General features: G+C 71.5%; 10 protein-coding genes. 8 read left to right on the top strand and 2 right to left on the bottom strand.

Annotation, left to right across the window (positions count from 1 at the left end; translation table 11 throughout):
• Positions 1 to 6: 6 nt before the first annotated feature.
• The 4 genes from ACFVWU_RS26135 to ACFVWU_RS26120 all read left to right on the top strand — a co-directional run bounded on the left by ACFVWU_RS26135 (position 7) and on the right by ACFVWU_RS26120 (position 6,912).
• On the top strand, positions 7 to 984 hold the full coding sequence (locus ACFVWU_RS26135) for a carbohydrate ABC transporter permease (RefSeq protein ID WP_387625364.1): 978 nt from the start codon (positions 7 to 9) through the stop codon (positions 982 to 984).
• The gene (locus tag ACFVWU_RS26130) at positions 984 to 1,832 is read left to right on the top strand and encodes a carbohydrate ABC transporter permease (RefSeq protein WP_387625362.1); all 849 of its coding nucleotides are present in this window, start codon (positions 984 to 986) and stop codon (positions 1,830 to 1,832) included. The genes ACFVWU_RS26135 and ACFVWU_RS26130 overlap by 1 nt, the downstream gene beginning before the upstream one ends.
• 235 nt (positions 1,833 to 2,067) lie before the next feature.
• Positions 2,068 to 4,434 (top strand): ricin-type beta-trefoil lectin domain protein, encoded by a 2,367-nt coding sequence (locus ACFVWU_RS26125; RefSeq protein ID WP_387625360.1) that lies wholly within the window; start codon positions 2,068 to 2,070, stop codon positions 4,432 to 4,434.
• Positions 4,435 to 4,602: 168 nt separating this feature from the next.
• Positions 4,603 to 6,912 carry an RICIN domain-containing protein gene (locus tag ACFVWU_RS26120; RefSeq protein ID WP_387625358.1) on the top strand — a complete coding sequence of 770 codons (2,310 nt, stop codon included), beginning with the start codon at positions 4,603 to 4,605 and terminating at the stop codon, positions 6,910 to 6,912.
• A 201-nt stretch (positions 6,913 to 7,113) separates the two neighbouring features.
• Here the strand turns inward: ACFVWU_RS26120 and ACFVWU_RS26115 are convergent, their stop codons facing one another.
• Entirely contained in the window at positions 7,114 to 8,253 is a 1,140-nt protein-coding gene (locus ACFVWU_RS26115) for an ABC transporter substrate-binding protein (protein WP_387625356.1), read from the bottom strand.
• The gene (locus ACFVWU_RS26110) at positions 8,250 to 10,910 is read right to left on the bottom strand and encodes a SpoIIE family protein phosphatase (RefSeq protein ID WP_387625354.1); all 2,661 of its coding nucleotides are present in this window, start codon (positions 10,908 to 10,910) and stop codon (positions 8,250 to 8,252) included. Before ACFVWU_RS26110 ends, ACFVWU_RS26115 begins: the two co-directional genes overlap by 4 nt.
• Before the next feature lie 713 nt (positions 10,911 to 11,623).
• Here ACFVWU_RS26110 and ACFVWU_RS26105 point away from each other — a divergent pair.
• From ACFVWU_RS26105 to ACFVWU_RS26090, 4 genes are all read left to right on the top strand, one after another.
• Positions 11,624 to 14,302: a BTAD domain-containing putative transcriptional regulator gene (locus ACFVWU_RS26105; RefSeq protein WP_387625352.1), complete on the top strand. Its 2,679-nt coding sequence runs from the start codon at positions 11,624 to 11,626 to the stop codon at positions 14,300 to 14,302.
• A gap of 117 nt (positions 14,303 to 14,419) precedes the next feature.
• A complete protein-coding gene (locus tag ACFVWU_RS26100) occupies positions 14,420 to 15,925 on the top strand; it encodes a UbiD family decarboxylase (RefSeq protein WP_387625350.1) in 1,506 nt (501 codons plus the stop codon).
• A 7-nt stretch (positions 15,926 to 15,932) separates the two neighbouring features.
• Positions 15,933 to 16,364 (top strand): tautomerase family protein, encoded by a 432-nt coding sequence (locus ACFVWU_RS26095; RefSeq protein WP_387625348.1) that lies wholly within the window; start codon positions 15,933 to 15,935, stop codon positions 16,362 to 16,364.
• Positions 16,365 to 16,376: 12 nt separating this feature from the next.
• Positions 16,377 to 17,039, top strand: a complete 663-nt coding sequence (locus tag ACFVWU_RS26090) for an SDR family oxidoreductase (protein ID WP_387625346.1) — start codon at positions 16,377 to 16,379, stop codon at positions 17,037 to 17,039.
• Positions 17,040 to 17,171 lie beyond the last annotated feature (132 nt).

Below are 17,171 nucleotides of genomic sequence, written 5' to 3'. Positions count from 1 at the left end.
CACACCGTGTCATCTCGCAGCACCACAGACGGCCGGCCGGGTGCCCCCTCCCGGCCGGCCGCGCCGAAGGCGGGCCCCCCGGCCGCACCCGCGGGCCCGCCTGCCAGGCGCCGTTCCCTCTTCTCCCGACTCGGGGCACTGCCCTGGCTGGCCCCGGCCGTCGTGCTCATCCTGGGCGTGGTCGTGTGGCCCGTCATCGAAATGGTCAGCACCTCGCTGCGCAAGATCGACACCACGGGCACGGACCACGGCCCGGCCGGACTGGTCAAGTACCACAAGCTCTTCAGTGACCCCCGGCTGCCCGGAGTCCTCACCTGGACCGCCGTGTGGACGGTCGCCGTCGTCGGCCTGACCATGCTGATCTCGCTCGCCCTGGCCCAGCTGTTCAACCAGAACTTCCCCGGCCGCCGAGTCACCCGCTGGGCGCTCATCGCCCCCTGGGCCGCCTCCGTGCTGATGACCGCGATCGGCTTCCGCTGGATGCTCGACCAGGTCGCAGGCGTGTTCAACCGGCTGCTGCTCGACCTCGGCCTGATCGACCACCCCCAGGCCTGGCTGGGAGACGCCGCCCACGCCAAGCCCTGGCTGGTCCTCGTCGCCGTCTTCGTCTCGCTGCCGTTCACCACCTACACCCTGCTCGCCGGCCTCCAGACCGTCCCCGCCGAGGTCTACGAGGCCGCCCGGGTCGACGGCGCCACCCCCTGGCAGACCTACCGCAAGATCACCCTGCCGCTGCTGCGCCCCGCCTTCCTGGTCGGCCTGGTGATCAACCTGATCAACGTCTTCAACTCCTTCCCGGTCATCTGGGGCATGACCCAGGGCGGCCCCAACGCCGACACCGCCACCACCACCGTGTTCATGTACATGCTGCGCGGCTACGACGTCGCCGAGTCCGCCGCCATGTCCGTGGTCAACTTCGCCGTCGTGATCCTCATGGTGATCGTCTTCCTCAGGGTCAGCCGCTGGAACGGGGAGGAGAGCTGATGACCACCCTTCAGTTGCCGCCGACGGCCCGCCGTCCGCGCGCCCGCACCGTCCTGTTCACCACGCTGGCCTGGGCGCTCGCCGCGCTCTTCCTGCTGCCGTACGTCGAGATGCTGATCACCGGCGGACGTCCCGCCGACCAGCTGCGCGACAACTCCTACCTGCCGACGCACTTCGACTGGTCCTCGTTCACCAAGGTCTGGACCGACACCACGCTCGGCCAGAACCTCCAGATCACCCTGCTGGTGGCGGGCGGCTCGACACTCCTGGTGCTGTTGGTCGCCCTGCCCGCCGCGTACTACACCGCCCGGGTCCGCTTCCGCGGCCGCAAGGCGTTCCTGCTGCTCGTGCTGGTCACGCAGATGTTCCAGCCCACCGCCCTCCAGGTCGGCCTCTACCGCGAGTTCTACGCGCTCGACCTGCTGGACACCCCCATCGTCCTGGTGCTCGCGAACGCCGCGTTCAACCTGGCCTTCGCGATCTGGATCCTCAGCGCCTACATCGGCTCCATCCCGATGGAGCTGGAGGAAGCCGCGATGATCGACGGCAACAGCCGGATCGGCGCGCTGTTCCGCGTCACCCTGCCGCTCGCTCTGCCGGGCGTGGTCACCGCCGTGATCTTCACCTTCATCTCGGCCTGGAACGAGTTCATCATGGGCCTGACCCTGACCAACTCGCCCGACCGGCAACCGCTCACCGTCGGCATCAACAACATGATCGGCGCCTACAGCGTGCAGTGGAACTACGTGTTCGCCGCCTCGCTGGTGGCCATCGTGCCGGTCGTCGTGCTCTTCGCGGTGATCGAACGCCACGTCGTGTCCGGACTCACCGCCGGCTCCGTCAAGTAGCCCTGCCCGGCAGCCGCAGCGGCTGCCGCCGGACATCCGGGGGTCCGCGCCGCGCCCCGGGTGTCCGGTGACACATCCTCGCCGTCGAACGGGCCGGACGTGGGTTTCTGTTAGAACTTGTTGACTATTGCTCATCTCGTCTCCATATTGAGCAGCACCAAACAGAAACCCCCACCGTCCCCCCTGGAGTCCCCCCATGGGTCGCAGACGCCTGTCGTCAACATGCCGCACCGCCTTGAGCGCAGCCCTGGCGCTGCTGGGCGCGCTCGGCGGCCTGGCCACGCCACCGGTCGCCCAGGCCGCCCCTGCCACGCCCACCACGGCCATCACCGTCGACGGCACCAAACCGGGCCTCGCCTTCGACGGCGTCGGCGCCATCTCCGGCGGCGGCGGCAACTCCCGCCTGCTGGTCGACTATCCGGAGCCACAGCGCAGCCAGCTGCTCGACTACCTGTTCAAACCCGGCTACGGCGCCTCACTGCAGGTGCTGAAGCTGGAGATCGGCGGCGACACCAACTCCACCGACGGCGCCGAGCCCAGCATCGAGCACACCGCCGGCACCGTCGACTGCAACCAGGGCTACGAGTGGTGGCTGGCCGAGCAGGCCAAGGCCCGCAACCCCGACATCAAGTTCTACGGCCTCTCCTGGGGCGCCCCCGGCTGGATCGACCACGGCTCCGGCGACTTCTGGTCCCAGGACACCATCAACTACCTGATGGACTGGATGGGTTGTGCCACCCAGCACCACCTGACCGTCGACTACCTCGGCGGGTGGAACGAGCGCGGCTTCGACAAGACCTGGTACGAGAACCTCAAGAGCACCCTGGTGGCGAAGGGCTACCGCACCAAGGTCGTCGCCGCCGACGACGGCTGGAACGTGGCCGACGCCATGGCCACCGACCCGGCGTTCAAGAACGCGGTCGACATCGTCGGCGTCCACTACCCGTGCGGCTACCTCGGCGCCTTCAACTCCTGCCCCAGCACCACGAACGCCCAGTCCCTGGGCAAGCCGCTGTGGGCGAGCGAGAACGGCTCCGAGGACGCCAACGGGGGCGCGGCGTCGGTGGCGCGCGCGATCAACCGCGACTACCTCGACGGCAAGATGACCTCCTTCATCAACTGGCCGGTCATCGCCGCGCTCTACCCCAACCTGTACTTCTCCACCGACGGCATGTCGATCGCCAACCAGCCCTGGTCCGGCAACTACACCATCGGCAAGACCACCTGGGTCACCGCGCACACCACCCAGTTCGCCAAGCCGGGCTGGCGCTACATCGACTCCGCCGGCGGCTACCTCGGCGGCGCGCGCGCCAACGGCAGCTACGTCACGCTGAAGTCGCCGAACGGCGACGACTACAGCACCGTCATCGAGACCATGGACGCCACCGCCGCCCAGACCGCGAGCTTCACCGTCACCGGCGGCCTGTCCACCGGCCGGGTCCACGTCTGGGACACCGACCTCAACTCCACCGACCCGGCCGGCTGGTTCGTCCACACCCAGGACCTCACCCCGGCCCACGGCACCTACACCCTCACCCTCCGGCCCGGCCACGTCTACACGGTGACCACCACCACCGGCCAGGGCAAGGGCACCGCCGCCGCGCCGGCCGCCGCCCCGCTCGAGCTGCCCTACAAGGACGGCTTCGAGACCCCGGCCACCACCACCTCCCCGAAGTACTTCACCGACATGAACGGCGCCTTCCAGACCGTCCCCTGCGGCGGCGGACGCACGGGCACCTGCCTGCGCCAGATGGCCCCGACCACGCCGATCCGCTGGACCGACGAGCCCTACAACGCCCCGTACACGATGATGGGCGACGGCAGCTGGTCCAACTACACCGTCACCGCCGACACCCTCTTCGAGCGGTCCAGCACCGTCGAACTGCTCGGCCGGGTCAACCAGCAGGGCCGCAACGACAACGGCCTCAACGCCTACCACCTGCGGGTCAGCGACACCGGCGCCTGGTCCATCGACAAGAGCGACACCAGCTGGAACTTCACCACCCTCGCCAGCGGCACCATCACCGCGCCGGGCACCGGCAGCTGGCACACCGTCGCGCTGTCGATGCAGGACACCACGCTCACCGCGAGCATCGACGGCCGCACCGTGGGCAGCGCCACCGACGCCGGCTTCACCAACGGCCAGGCCGGCCTCGGCGTGACCGGCTACCAGACCGACCAGTTCGACAACTTCGCCCTCACCCCCGGAACCCCTTCCACCCACACCGGACCGATCACCTCCGCCCTGCCCGGCAAGTGCGTCGACGACAACGCCGATTCCGGCGTCAGCGGCACCGCGGTGCAGCTCTGGGACTGCAACGGCGGCGCCGCGCAGACCTGGACCTGGTCCAACGGCACCCTCACCCACAACGGCAAGTGCCTCGACGTCACCGGCCAGGGCACGGTCAACGGCACCCCGGTCGAGCTCTGGGACTGCAACGGCGGCACCAACCAGCAGTGGACGCCCCAGCCCGACGGCACCCTGAAGAGCACCCAGTCCGGCCGCTGCCTCGACGACCCGGCCGCCGTCCTCACCAACGGCACCCGGCTGGAGATCTGGGACTGCCACAGCGCCACCAACCAGCAGTGGAAGCTGCCCTAGCACCACCAGATCCGACGCGACCCGGCGTGCCCACTCCGGCACACCCTCGCCGGCGGAGCGGCAGGACGTCATACGGTCCACCCGCACAGGCCCTGCCGCCTGCCGGCTGTCCCCACCCCCACTCCCCCCACAGGTGGCTTCCGAGGTCACCGGACAGGAGCTCCCCCGATGAGCCGGCCTCCTCGCGCACCGCGCAGAGGGATCACCGCACTCGCTGCCCTTTGTCTGGGCACAGCCACCGCCCTCGCGGCCACACCGGCGCCGACCGCCTCGGCGGCCGCGGCGCAGACCATCACCATCGACGGCACCGCGTCGGGGCGCACGTTCGACGGACTCGGTGCGATCAGCGGCGGCGGGGCCACCTCGCGGCTGCTGGTCGACTACCCCGAGCCCCAGCGCAGTCAGGTGCTGGACTACCTCTTCAAGCCCGGCTACGGCGCCGCGCTGCAGACGCTGAAGGTGGAGATCGGCGGCGACGCCAACTCCAGTGACGGCCCCGAGCCCTCCCACATGCGCAGCGCCACCGACCTCGACTGCGACCGGGGCTACGAGTGGTGGCTCATGGAGCAGGCTCAGGCCCGCAACCCCGCCATCAAGTTCTACGGTCTCGAGTGGGCCGCGCCGGGCTGGCTGAACGGCGGCATCTGGTCGCAGGACAACATCGACTACATCCAGTCCTGGCTGGGGTGTGCCAAGAGCCACGGGCTCAACGTCGGCTACCTCGGCGGTTGGAACGAGCGCGGTTACGACAAGACCTGGTTCGAGAACCTGCGTACCTCCCTGGACCAGCACGGCTACAAGGGCACCACGCTGGTGGCCTCCGACAACGACGACGAGAACTGGTCGGTGGCCACCGACATGGCGAGCGACCCCGCCTTCGCCAAGGCCGTCGGTGTGATCGGCCTGCACGGCACCTGCTGGCACTCGACCCCGGCCTACACCGGCTGCCCCGGCAGCAGCACCGCGATCGGGCTGAACAAGCCGCTCTGGGCCTCCGAGGACGACAACGACAGCGACGCCCCCAACCCGAGCGCCCTGGCCCGGAACATCAACCGCGAGTACGTCGACGCCAGGATGACCTCCGACATCAAGTGGGCGCTGGTCAGCTCCTGGCCCTCGGAACTGCCGTTCGCAGGCTCGGGGTTGATGGGCGCCGACCAGCCCTGGACCGGAAACTACACGGTGGGCCGCGACATCTGGGTGATGGCGCACACCACCCAGTTCGCCAAGCCGGGCTCGCACTATCTGGACGGCGCCAGCGGCTACCTGACCGGAACCGGCGCCAACGGTGACCCGCACAGCGGGAGCTACGTCACGCTCAAGTCCGGCCACGACTACAGCACCGTCGTCGAGACCACCGACGCCACCGCCGCCCAGACCGTCGACCTCAAGGTCGCCGGCGGCCTGTCCACCGGCACGGTGCACGTCTGGGCCACTGACATGAACTCCACCGACCCGGCCAGGTGGTTCGTGCACACCCAGGACGTCACACCGGTCCACGGCGGCTACTCGCTGACCCTGCAACCCGGCTACGTCTACACCCTGACCACCACCACCGGCCAGGGCAAGGGCGCCGCCACCCCGCCCGCGGCCGCGACCTTCCCGCTGCCCTACAAGGCCGACCTCAGCGGCTACCCCGCCGGCGCCACCGCGCGCTACTTCCACGACTGGGCCGGCGCCTTCGAGACCGCGCCCTGCCCAGCCGGGACGACCACCCCGATGTGCCTGCGCCAGGTCATCACCCAGGCGGCCGTCCCGTGGCACCCCGACATGAACTACACCCCGGCGACATTGATGGGCGACCCGTCCTGGACCCACTACCAGGCGAGCACCGACGTCGACCTCGAACAGGCCGGCACCTCCGCCGAGTTGCTCGGCCGGATCGACCACGTCGACCACGACCGCTCGGCATACCACCTGAAGATCGACGACACCGGAGCCTGGAGCCTGTTCACCGAGAACCGCTCCGCCGCCGTCACCGTCCTGGCCGGCGGCCGCTACTCCGGGGCGGGCGCCGGCACCTGGCACAACCTCACGCTGGCCATGCAGGGCCAGACCATCACCGCGTCCATCGACCACACCCAGGTCGCCTCGGTCGCCGACGCCAGCCACGGCACCGGGCAGATGGGCCTGGCCGTCGACGGCTTCCAGCACGCGGACTTCGCCAACACCACGGTCGCCCCACTCGCCGCACCCGCCCAGCAGCTGGTGCGCAGCGTGAACAGCGGCGAGTGCCTGGACGTGGCCGGGGCGTCCACCGCCGACGGCGCCGCGGTCGACCAGTGGCCGTGCGGGGCCGGCAGGACCAACCAGGAATGGACCGTCGTTCCCGTCCCCGGGACGAACACCGTCCAGCTGGTGTCGGTGAACAGCAAGGAGTGCCTCGACGTCGTCGGAGCCTCGACGACCGACGGGGCGTCGGTCGACCAGTGGCCCTGCGGTCCCGGCAAGACCAACCAGGAATGGACCGTCTCGTAACACCCGCAAGGCTCGGGGCCATCGAGACCCGAGCGCCGTGGTGGCCCGAGGCGGCGGCGAGGTCGAGCGGCACATTCCGGCCGGCCGATCGTGGACCCACCGAGGTGGGCGGCCCGGGGAAGCCCGGGGCCGCCCACCTGTGGAGAGGTGGCTCGGTGTGCGGCCTTTCACGAACGCCGTCGACTGGACACGCCCCCGGCGTCAGCCCTTCGCGACGGCCTTCGCCCAGCCCACGGCGACCGTCTGCTGCGCCTTCTCGGTCTGCGCGTCCGTCGGGAACTCGGGCGTTCCCTCGACCGTCGGCAGCCTTGCGGCGGCGGCCTCGTCAAGGGTGCCGTCGTTCTTCATCGCGTCGAGCAGCACCGGGCGGGCGTAGCCGTCGAGCCGGAGGTTCTGGCCCTCGGTGCTGAAGAGGTACTCCTGCCACAGGCGGGCGGCCGCCGGGTGTGGGGCGTTCTTGTTGATCGCCTCCGCGTAGTACTGGGAGAAGCTGCCGTCGAAGGGGATCGAGACCTGCCAGTTGACGCCTTGGCCGCGGAGCTGGCCGGTGTAGTTGAGGTTGACGAAGTCCCAGTTGATGCTGATGGGCGTCTGGCCGCTCGCGACCGTGGCCGAGGTGGCATCGACCGGGATGAGGTTGCCCGCCCGTTTGAGCTTGGCGAAGAAGTCGAGGCCGGGCTGGATGTTGTCGAACGATCCGCCGTTCGCCAGGGCCGCCGCGTACACGCTGGCGAATCCGGTCCCGGAGCGGGTGGGGTCGCCCTCGAGCGCGACCTTGCCCCGGTAGGCGGGTTTCAGCAGATCGGCGAAGGTCTGGGGGCAGACCCCGACGCGGTTCGCGTCGCAGCCGATGGAGATGTAGCCCCCGTAGTTGTTGGACCAACGGCCCTGCGGGTCCTTCTGATTGCTCGGGATCGAGCTGAACTGGGCGACCTTGTACGGCGCGAGCAGGTTCTGCCGGCCTGCTGCCCGGGCGAACGTGTCCCCCACGTCGATGACGTCGGGGGCGCTCTGCCGTGTCCCGTTCTTGATGGCGTCGAGCTCGTCCTGGCTGTGGCCCAGAGGATTGTCGACCGTGATCGTGATCCCGTACTTCTTCTCGAAGCCGTCGATCAGGCCGCCGTAGTCGGCCCAGTCACGGGGGAGCGCGATCGCTCTGAGCGTGCCCTCCTTCTTCGCCGCGGCGGTCAGTGCGTCCATGCCGCCCACGTCCTGCGCGGAGGTGGCCACCGACGGGTTCTTGGGTGCGGCGGGCGGTGTGTGGCCGCACGCGCCCAGGCCGACGGCCAGGAGGACCAGCCAGCCGGAGACGGTCGCCGCTCGGGCACGAGATGCGGTCACGATGACTCCAGACGTCCTTCGGTGGTCACGGGCGGGATCCCGCCGGGACCTTCCACTGCCGGGGTGGCGCTCGCGCGGAGGTGCTGTTCGGCCCAGATGACCTTGCCGTTGGGGGTGTAGCGGGTGCCCCAGCGCTCGGAGAGCTGGGCCACCAGGAACAGCCCGCGCCCGCCCTCGTCGGTGCTGGCCGCGTACCGCAGGTGCGGGGAGGTGCTGCTGCCGTCGGAGACCTCGCAGATGAGTGCGCGGTCACGGATTAGCCGGAACCGGATCGGACCGATGCCGTACCGGATGGCGTTGGTGACCAGCTCGCTGACGATCAGTTCGGTGGCGAAGGACATCTCGTCCAGCCCCCACTCGGTGAGCCGTTCCGCGACGCCGGCCCGGACCCGGGCGACGGCGGCCGGGTCGGCCGGGACGTCCCAGGAGGCGACCCGGTCGGCGGGCAGCGCCCTGGTCCGGGCGACCAGCAGGGCGATGTCGTCGGTCGGGTTGGCCGGCAGCAGGGCGTTCAGCACCGCCTCGCAGGTGTCGTCGGGGCTGCGGTCGCCCTGGCCGAGGGTGGAGCGCAGCAGTTCGAGGCCGACGTCGATGTCCCGGGAGCGGTCCTCGACCAGCCCGTCGGTGTAGAAGACCAGCCGGGTGCCCTCCCGCAGCCGTAGTTCGGCGCTCTCGAACGGCAGGCCGACCAGGCCGAGCGGCGGCCCGGCGGGCAATTCGGGGAACTCCACCGAGCCGTCCGGGTGGACCAGGGCCGGCAGCAGGTGCCCGGCCCGGGCCATGGTGCAGCGCAGGGTGACCGGGTCGTAGACGGCGTACAGGCAGGTCGCGCCGGTGATGGCGTCGTCGTCCTTGGCCGCCCGGTCCTGGTCGATCTGGTTGACCAGGTCGTCCAGGTGGCCGAGCAGTTCGTCCGGGGGCAGGTCGAGGGAGGAGAAGTTGTGCACGGCGGTGCGCAGCTGGCCCATGGTGGCGGCGGCGTGCAGGCCGTGGCCGACCACGTCGCCCACCACCAGGGCGACCCGGGCGCCGGGCAGCGGGATCACGTCGAACCAGTCGCCGCCCACGCCGGCCTCGGCGGGCAGGTAGCGGTAGGCGACGTCCAGGGCGCTCTGCTGGGGCAGTCCGCCGGGTAGCAGGCTGTGCTGGAGGGTGACGGCCATCCGGTGCTCGCGGGTGTACCGGCGGGCGTTGTCGATGCAGACCGCGGCCCGGGCGACCAACTCCTCGGCCAGCGAGAGGTCGTCCTCGTCGAAGGGCTTCGGTGAGGCCGCGCGCCAGAAGACGGCCACGCCGAGGATCTGGCCCCGGGCGAGCAGCGGCACGCTCAGCAGCGAGTGGATGCCGTGCTCGACCGTGCGCCGGGCCCGGTCCGGGACGTCGTCGTGCCAGACGGCGGAGTTGGTCAGATCCGCCTCGAGCACGGACTGGCCGTGCTGCAGGCTGCGGCCGAGCAGGGCGGTGGGAACGACCGGAACGGTCGCACCGACGGCACGGAACGGCGTGTCCTGGTGGACGCCGCTCAGCCCGGCGCGCCGCAGGTGGAGGATCCGGGTGCCGGTGGGCTCGTCGCCGTGCAGGACGGGCTCCGCGAGGTCGACGGTGACGTGGTCGGCGAAGCTCGGGACGGCCGCCTCGGCGAGTTCCTGGGCGGAGCGCACCACGTCGAGTGTGGTGCCGATCGTCCTGCTGGCTTCGTACAGCACCTTGAGGCGCTCGTTGGCCGCCTCGGCCTTGTCGGACAGGGCGCGCAGCTCGGTGGAGTCGCGCAGGGTCGCGACCCGCCCGGGTGGTCCCCCGTCGCGGTCGGTGGCCCGGGTGTTCACCGAGAGCAGGGGGTCGCCGGAGCCGACCACGGCGTCGGTGACCACGCGCCCCGAGGCCAGCAGCTCGGCGACCGGGTGGCCCAGGCCCAGCTCGGTGATCGGACGGCCTTCGCAGTCGGCGGGCAGGCCGAGCAACCGGGAGGCCTCGTCGTTGGCCAGCAGCAGGCGGCCGTCCTCGCCGAGGATCAGCACGCCCTCCCGGACGGCGTGCAGCACGGCGTCGTGGTGCTCGTACATCCTGGTCATCTCGGCCGGGCCCAGGCCGTGGGTCTGCCGCTGCAGCCGGCGGCTCACCAGGCTCGCCCCGCACGCGCCGATGGCGAGAGCCACCGTGGCACCGCCGAACAGGACCGGCAGCTGCTGGTTCACCTTGTGCCGCACCTTCTCGACCGTGACCGGGGAGGAGACGATGGCGACGACGGAGCCGTCGGCGGCCTTGACGGGTACCGCCGAGATCACGGAGAGGCCCAGCGATCCGTGGAAGGTCATGGTGAAGGGCTTGCCGGTCGCCGCCTGCGCGTAGGGGCCGATGACGTGCTTCCCGATCTGGTTCGGGTCGCTGTGGGTGAGCGTGATCCCGTCCAACCCGTAGACGATGATGGCATCCACGCCGGCGGCCTTCCGGGCCGCCTCGGCGGACGGCTGCAGGGCCGCGGTCGGGTCGGGGCCGCTCAGTGCCGTCAGGATCCCCGGAGAGTGCGCGAACGCCTGCGCCGCGGCGAGCGTCCGGCTCTGGGCATCCGCCGTGGCGTCGCGCCGGGCCCCGACCACGAGAGTCACCAGCGTGGCGACGACGATCAGCAGCATCACCACCAGTTGCAGGAGGAACACCGGGCCGGTGAGGCTGCGCAGGCTCAGCAGGCCCTTGAACAGCCGCCTCGGCCTTCCCGCACGCGGCCGACCGTGTTCTTGGCGTCCTTGCCCGCTGCGCCTCGGGCGGGAAAGCCGCTCGGGCACATCAGGACTTCTCCGCAGGTCGACCAAACCGGTCCCAGCCTTGCTCCGGAACAATGGGGACAAATCCCATTGTCAACGCCAAACGGATCGGGCTCGACCGCCGGTCCGCGTTCCGAACGGATCGGCGGCGGGTCGGCCCGGATGAGCGGGCGGGTCGGTGCAGGTGAGAGGCGGAGTGCCGACCCGTGGGGCGCCCCATGGCGCGGGCCGGACACTTCCGGATCACCATCGCTCCGGCCCGCGCCCTGCGAATCGAGGCGGACCTGTGCGTGACCGGACCTGAGCGTCCGGTGTTCACCGCACCGGTTCGGCGCGTCGGCCGATCCCGCCGCCGAGCTCGCACCTGGTGCGGCGGTGTCCCACCGGTACCGGTCGAGCCGGCCTGCCACGGCTCGGCAGAACCTCGGCTACGGCAGGTCGCACACACAGCCCTACGAGCGACCGGCGCCGCGCCGGCGCCGGGGAACCGGTCCCGGAGCTGCCACGACGACCACTCCCGCCGGGACCGCCGAGACCTGATACAAGATCACGCACCGCTTACGGAAAACGAGTTACTGTGGTGCGTGATGGTCGGGGGAGGGCCTGAAATGCGAGTGGGCGTGTTGGGGCCGCTTGAGGTCGAGACGGGCGGCGGAGACCGCCTCGTCGTTGCCGCACCCAAGCAGCGCACCCTCCTGGCCTGCCTGGCACTGCGCGCCAACCTCACCGTCTCGACCGGTGCCCTGATGGAGGCGGTCTGGCCGGACCGCAAGCCGGTGAACGCCAAGCCGGCGATCCTCAACTACGTGGCCCGGCTGCGCCGGAACCTGCTGGAGGTCGCCGACCGTCTGCAGACCACGGCCGGCGGCTACCGGCTGGAGGTCCGCGACGACGCCGAGCTCGACCACCTGCACGCCGCGGCGCTGGAGACCCGGGCCCGGCAGGCGCTCCGCGATGAGGACTGGCGCTCCGGCGAGCGGCACGCGGACGCGGCCCTCGCCCTGTGGCGCGGTGAGCCCCTGGAGGACGTGCCGTGCGAACGCCTCCAGGCCGACTGGGTGCCCTCGTTCGACACGCTCCAGTTGCGTCTGGAGGAGCTCCGGCTGGACGCGCTGCTGAGCGGTACCCACTTCGACCGGGCCTTGCCGCGGCTGACGGACCTCACGGCCGCGCACCCGCTGCTGGAACCGATGTACGAACGCGCCATGGTGGCCCTGTACGGCACCGGGCGCCGCGCCGAGGCACTCAGCTGCTACGGCAGGGCCCGGCGGGCGCTGCGGGACGGAATCGGGGCCGACCCCTCGCAGTGCCTGCGGGAACTGCACGGACTGGTCCTGCGGGACGCCCCGCTGTCCGAGCTGATGGCGGTGTGGCACCGGGCGCGCGCCCTGACCCACCCCGGTGGCCGAGCCGTGGTCCGGGCCGAGGCCGCGGCGGCGACGCGGACCGGACGGGCGCCGTCCCGAGCGCGGGTTGCCGCGACGGCAACGGCCCGGGCCGCGACGGAGGCTGAAGCGGCGAGCGTCGCACCTTCGCGGGACGACCTGACGGACGCGGTGCAGGGCGACACGCCGGACGGCCGGTTCGTCGGGTTCCCGCTGTCGCAGCTGCCGCGCCCGCCGCGGCTGGTCGTCGGTCGTGAACAGGAGCTTCGGGAGCTCACCCGGCTGCTGGCCGCACCCGCACCGCCGCCGGAAGCGGCAGCCGCTCCGCGGGATGCCCGTGGCGGGTACGGCCGGCTCGCGACCGACGCGCTGGACCTCGGTGCCGGCGTGCGCGTCGCCACCGTGGTCGGGCCTGCCGGCGTCGGCAAGACGACCCTTGCCCTGGCCTGGGCACACAGCATCGCCGAGCGGTTTCCCGACGGGCAGATGTATCTGGACCTGAACGGCTTCACCGCCGAGGGCAGACCCGTCGCGACGGACGGCGCCGTCCGCGCGTTGCTCGACTTCCTGGGCGTCCCCGCAACCCGTCTTCCCGCCACGCCCGAGGGCCGGGTGGCGCTCTACCGGGGACTGATCGCGAACAAGCGGCTGCTGGTGGTCTTCGACAACGTGCGCGACGCGGCCCAGGTCCGGCCGCTGCTGCCGTCCGGCAAGGACTGCCGCGCGCTGGTGACCAGCCGAAGGTCGCTGGGCAGCCTGGTGGCACTGGAAGGCGCCGAGGCGCTGGTGCTGACCCCGCTCAGCGCGGACGCCGCGCACGAACTGCTCGTGCGCAGGCTCGGGACCCGGCGGACGTCCGGGCAGGGGCAGGCGATCGAGGTCATCGCGGAGCGCTGCGCGCACCTGCCGTTGGCGCTGTCCGTCGTGGCGGCGCGCGCCGCCGTGTCCGCGGCGCCGCTGTCCACGCTCGCCGACCAGTTGGACCGCGGCGCGCTCAACGCGCTGAGCGCCGGGGACGAGGCCAGCACCGTGCGCAGCGTGCTGTCCTGGTCGTACGTCGGGCTCACGGAGCCGGCCGCGCGCGTCTTCCGGTTCCTCGGCCTGCATCCGGGAACGGAGCTGACGGCGGCCGCGGCGGCGGCGCTCGCGGACCTCCCGCTGGCCGAAGCGGCGCCGCTGGTGGACGAGTTGGCGGCGATGAGTCTGCTGACCGAGAGCGCCCCCGGCCGGTACACGATGCACAGCCTGCTCCGGGCGTTCGCCGTCGAGCTGGTGGACGACGAGACCGACGCGCGCGAACAGCGGGCCGCGGGCCACCGGCTCTACGACTACTACCTGCGCTGGGCCCTGGTCGCCGACCGCAGGTGCAGCGCCCGGCCGACGGACGTCGAGCCCGACCACGTCCCGCTCCCCGCGGGCCTCAGGCCGACGGGTTTCGCCGACCGTGACACCGCCCTGGCCTGGCTGACCGACGAGCAGCAGGTGCTCTCCACCCTGATCGCCCAGGCGGCAGCGCGTGGCCTGAACTCCTACGCGTGGCGCCTGGCCGCCGCGCAGTCCTGCGGACTGGCGCTGCGCGGCGGCCAGCCCGAGGAGCTGCGGCAGGCGCGGGCCGCGTTGGCCGCCGCCAAACCCTTGGGCGATCTGACCGCGCAGGGCTACTGCTACCTGCTGATCGGCCGCACCCTGACCTCGGTCGGTGAGTATCAGACCGCCCGCTTCCAACTGGGGCGTGCCCTCCGGATGTTCCGCGCCGCGGGGGCCTCGGCGCATCTCGGCGAGGTCCACCGCGTCCTGGGCCAGTGCGCCGATCGCCGAGGTGACCACCGGGAGAGCGCCCGTGAAGCCCGGGAACCCCTCACGGCCGCCGGACACCCGGGCAGGCAGGACGACATCCGCTGAGCGCTCGACGAGCACGGCCGGCAGCGCGAACAGACACCGGATTCCGGCGATGCACCGGCGTTAGCGCCACGATATCGGGCGTGTCTAGCGTCAGAGGCACGAACGAGGAGGACTGTCGTGAATCACCTCAAAAGCCTTCGCGCCTTCATCGACGCCCTGGACGCGATCGGCGAACTCCAGCCGATCGACAAGGAGGTCGACTGGCGGCTCGAACTCGGCGCGGTGGCCCGTCGCACCTACGAACTGCGGGCCCCGGCCCCGCTCTTCAACTCCGTCACCGGCATCGAGAAGGGCTTCCGCGTGCTGTCGGCGCCCGGCGGGCTGTCCGCCCAGCCCGGCCTCGCCTACAGCCGCATCGCACTGGCCCTCGGCCTCCCGGCGGACGCCAAGGGTGCCGAGATCGTCACCGCGCTGGCCGACGCGCGGCAGCGCGAGCCGATCCCGCCGGTGGTGGTGGAACGGGCCGCCGCGCCCTGCAAACAGAACGTCATGACGGGCGACGCGATCGACCTGCTGAAGTTCCCCACCCCGCTGATCCACGACGGCGACGGCGGCCGCTACATCCAGTCCTTCGGGATGAACATCGCGAGGACGCCGGACGGGTCGTGGACCAACTGGTCGATCAACCGCATGATGCTGGTCGACCACAACCGCCTGGCCTGCCTGATCCCGCCGCCCCAGCACCTGGGGATGATCCGCGCGCAGTGGACCGAACAGGACGAGGACATGCCGGTCGCGGTCGCGCTCGGCGTCGAGCCCGGCCTGCCCTACGTCGGCGGCATGCCGCTGCCGGAAGGCGACGACGAGTCGCACTTCCTCGGCGCCTACTTCGGCGAGCCGCTGGAACTGGTGCCGGCCGAGACCGTGGACCTGCTGGTGCCCGCCACCGCCGAGATCGTCATCGAGGGCTACGTCTCCCGCACCGACCTGGTCGAGGAGGGCCCCATGGGCGAGTACCCGGGCTACCTGGACCGCGGCAGCCACTCCCCCAAGCCCGTGCTGCACGTCACCGCCGTGACCTACCGCGACGAGGCGATCCTGCCGGTCGCCGTCGCCGGCGCGCCGGTCGAGGAGGACCACACCGGTTGGGGCCTGCCGCACGCGGCCGAGATGACGCACGTGCTGCGCGAGGCGGGGGTGCCGGTGTCGGCCTGCTGGGGCGTGCTGGAGTCGGCGGCGCACTGGTGGGTCGTCGCGCTGAAGCCGTCCTGGCACGAGGACTCCGGCCTGGACTCCAAGGACATGGCCCAGCGGGTCGGCGAGGTGGTGTTCGGCGCGGGCAAGCTCGCCTTCGGCGTGCCCAAACTGCTCCTGGTCGAGCACGACTTCGACATCGCCGATGCCGGTCAGATCATCTGGGCGTTCGCCAGCCGCTCGCACCCGGAGCACGGCGAGGCGCACTTCCCCGCCCAGCCGCAGAACATCATTCCGGTCTATCTCGACGAGCACGAGCGGCTGAGCTACCACGCCACCAAGGTCGTCTACAACTGCCTGCTCGCCGACCGCTTCCCGGCCGACCAGCGGCCGGTGGCCTCGGACTTCGCCCACAACTGGTCGCCGGAGCTCCAGCAGCACGTCCTGGACAACTGGGAGGCCTACGGTTTCAAGAGCGCGAAGGAGTGAGGCAGCCGTGCCGGTCTACCAGGTCAGCGCCCCGGCCGACAGCCTGAGCCGGGAGGACAAGCGCCGGATCGCCGAGGCGATCACCAAGATCCACGTCGAGGTGACCGCGGCACCGGCCGAGTTCGTCCACACCTCCTTCGACGCCGTCGCACCCGGCGACCACTTCGTGGCCGCGGAGCCGGCGACGGACGCCGTGATGGTCATCGGTCACATCCGGGAAGGCCGTTCCGACACGGACAAGCAGCGACTGCTCGTCCGCATCGCGGAGTCGGTCGCCGAAGTGACGGACCGTCCGGTCGCGCGGGTGGCCGTCATCGTCCGTGACGTGCCGTCGCGCTACATTTTCGAAGGCGGCCGGATCATGCCGGAACCCGGCCAGGAGGCGGCCTGGCTCGCCGCCGCCTCCGCCTCCGCCCGCGTGCCCGTCCCCGAGAGTTGAGAGAGAGCGTTCATGACCGACAAGGGCAGTGCCCTCATCATCGGTGCCGGCCCCGGCCTGGGCATGGCCGTGGCCCGCGCCTTCGCCGAGGCCGGTCACGCGGTCGCGCTGATCGGCCGGACCGACCCCACGTTGAAGGAGCTGGCCGCACGGCTCCACGAGGAGGGCCACACCGCGCACGCCTACCAGGCCGATGCGGCGGACCCGGCGCAGCTGCGTTCCGCGCTGGACGCCGCCGTCGCCGACCTGAGCGCCCCGGAGGTGCTCGTCTACAACGCCGCCTACGCCCACCCCGACACCCCCACCGCGGTCAGCCCGGAGGGCTGGGCGGCCAGTCTCGCGGTCAACGTCATCGGCGCGACGGTCGCGGCCGGTCACGTGATCCCGGCTTTCCGCGGCGGTCGCGGGACCGTCCTGATCACGGGTGGCGGCTTCGCACTCGCGCCGTCCCCCGACTACACCACCCTCTCGGCCGGCAAGGCGGCGCTGCGCGCCTACGCACACGCCCTGCACGAGGAGCAGCGCGACGCGGGCGTGCACGTCACCACGGTCACCGTCGGCGGCTTCATCCGCCCGGGCGACGAGCGGTTCGACCCGGCGACCATCGCCAGGGTCTACGTGGAGTTGCACCAGCGGCCCCGGGACCAGTGGCAGCCGGAGTACGTCTACGCGTGAGGCGGGCGTGGGGGGGGGGGGGGGGGGGCCCCCCCCCCCCCCCCGCCGGGGGGGGGGGGGGGCCCGGGGGGCCCGGGGGGGGGAGGAAAACCCCCCCCGCCCCCGCGGCCCGCCGGGGGGGTATTAAAAAAA

This window comes from Kitasatospora sp. NPDC058190 (genome assembly GCF_042883685.1).
GTDB lineage: Bacteria > Actinomycetota > Actinomycetes > Streptomycetales > Streptomycetaceae > Kitasatospora.
Note: the sequence above shows the minus strand (reverse complement) of the source record. Positions and strands in the feature narration are given on the sequence as shown.

Excerpts from the sequence above, each read along its gene's own strand:
- ACFVWU_RS26105 (WP_387625352.1), top strand. The coding sequence starts at position 11,624 with ATGCGAGTGGGCGTGTTGGGGCCGCTTGAGGTCGAGACGGGCGGCGGA.
- ACFVWU_RS26130 (WP_387625362.1), top strand. The coding sequence starts at position 984 with ATGACCACCCTTCAGTTGCCGCCGACGGCCCGCCGTCCGCGCGCCCGC.
- ACFVWU_RS26120 (WP_387625358.1), top strand. The coding sequence starts at position 4,603 with ATGAGCCGGCCTCCTCGCGCACCGCGCAGAGGGATCACCGCACTCGCT.
- ACFVWU_RS26090 (WP_387625346.1), top strand. The coding sequence starts at position 16,377 with ATGACCGACAAGGGCAGTGCCCTCATCATCGGTGCCGGCCCCGGCCTG.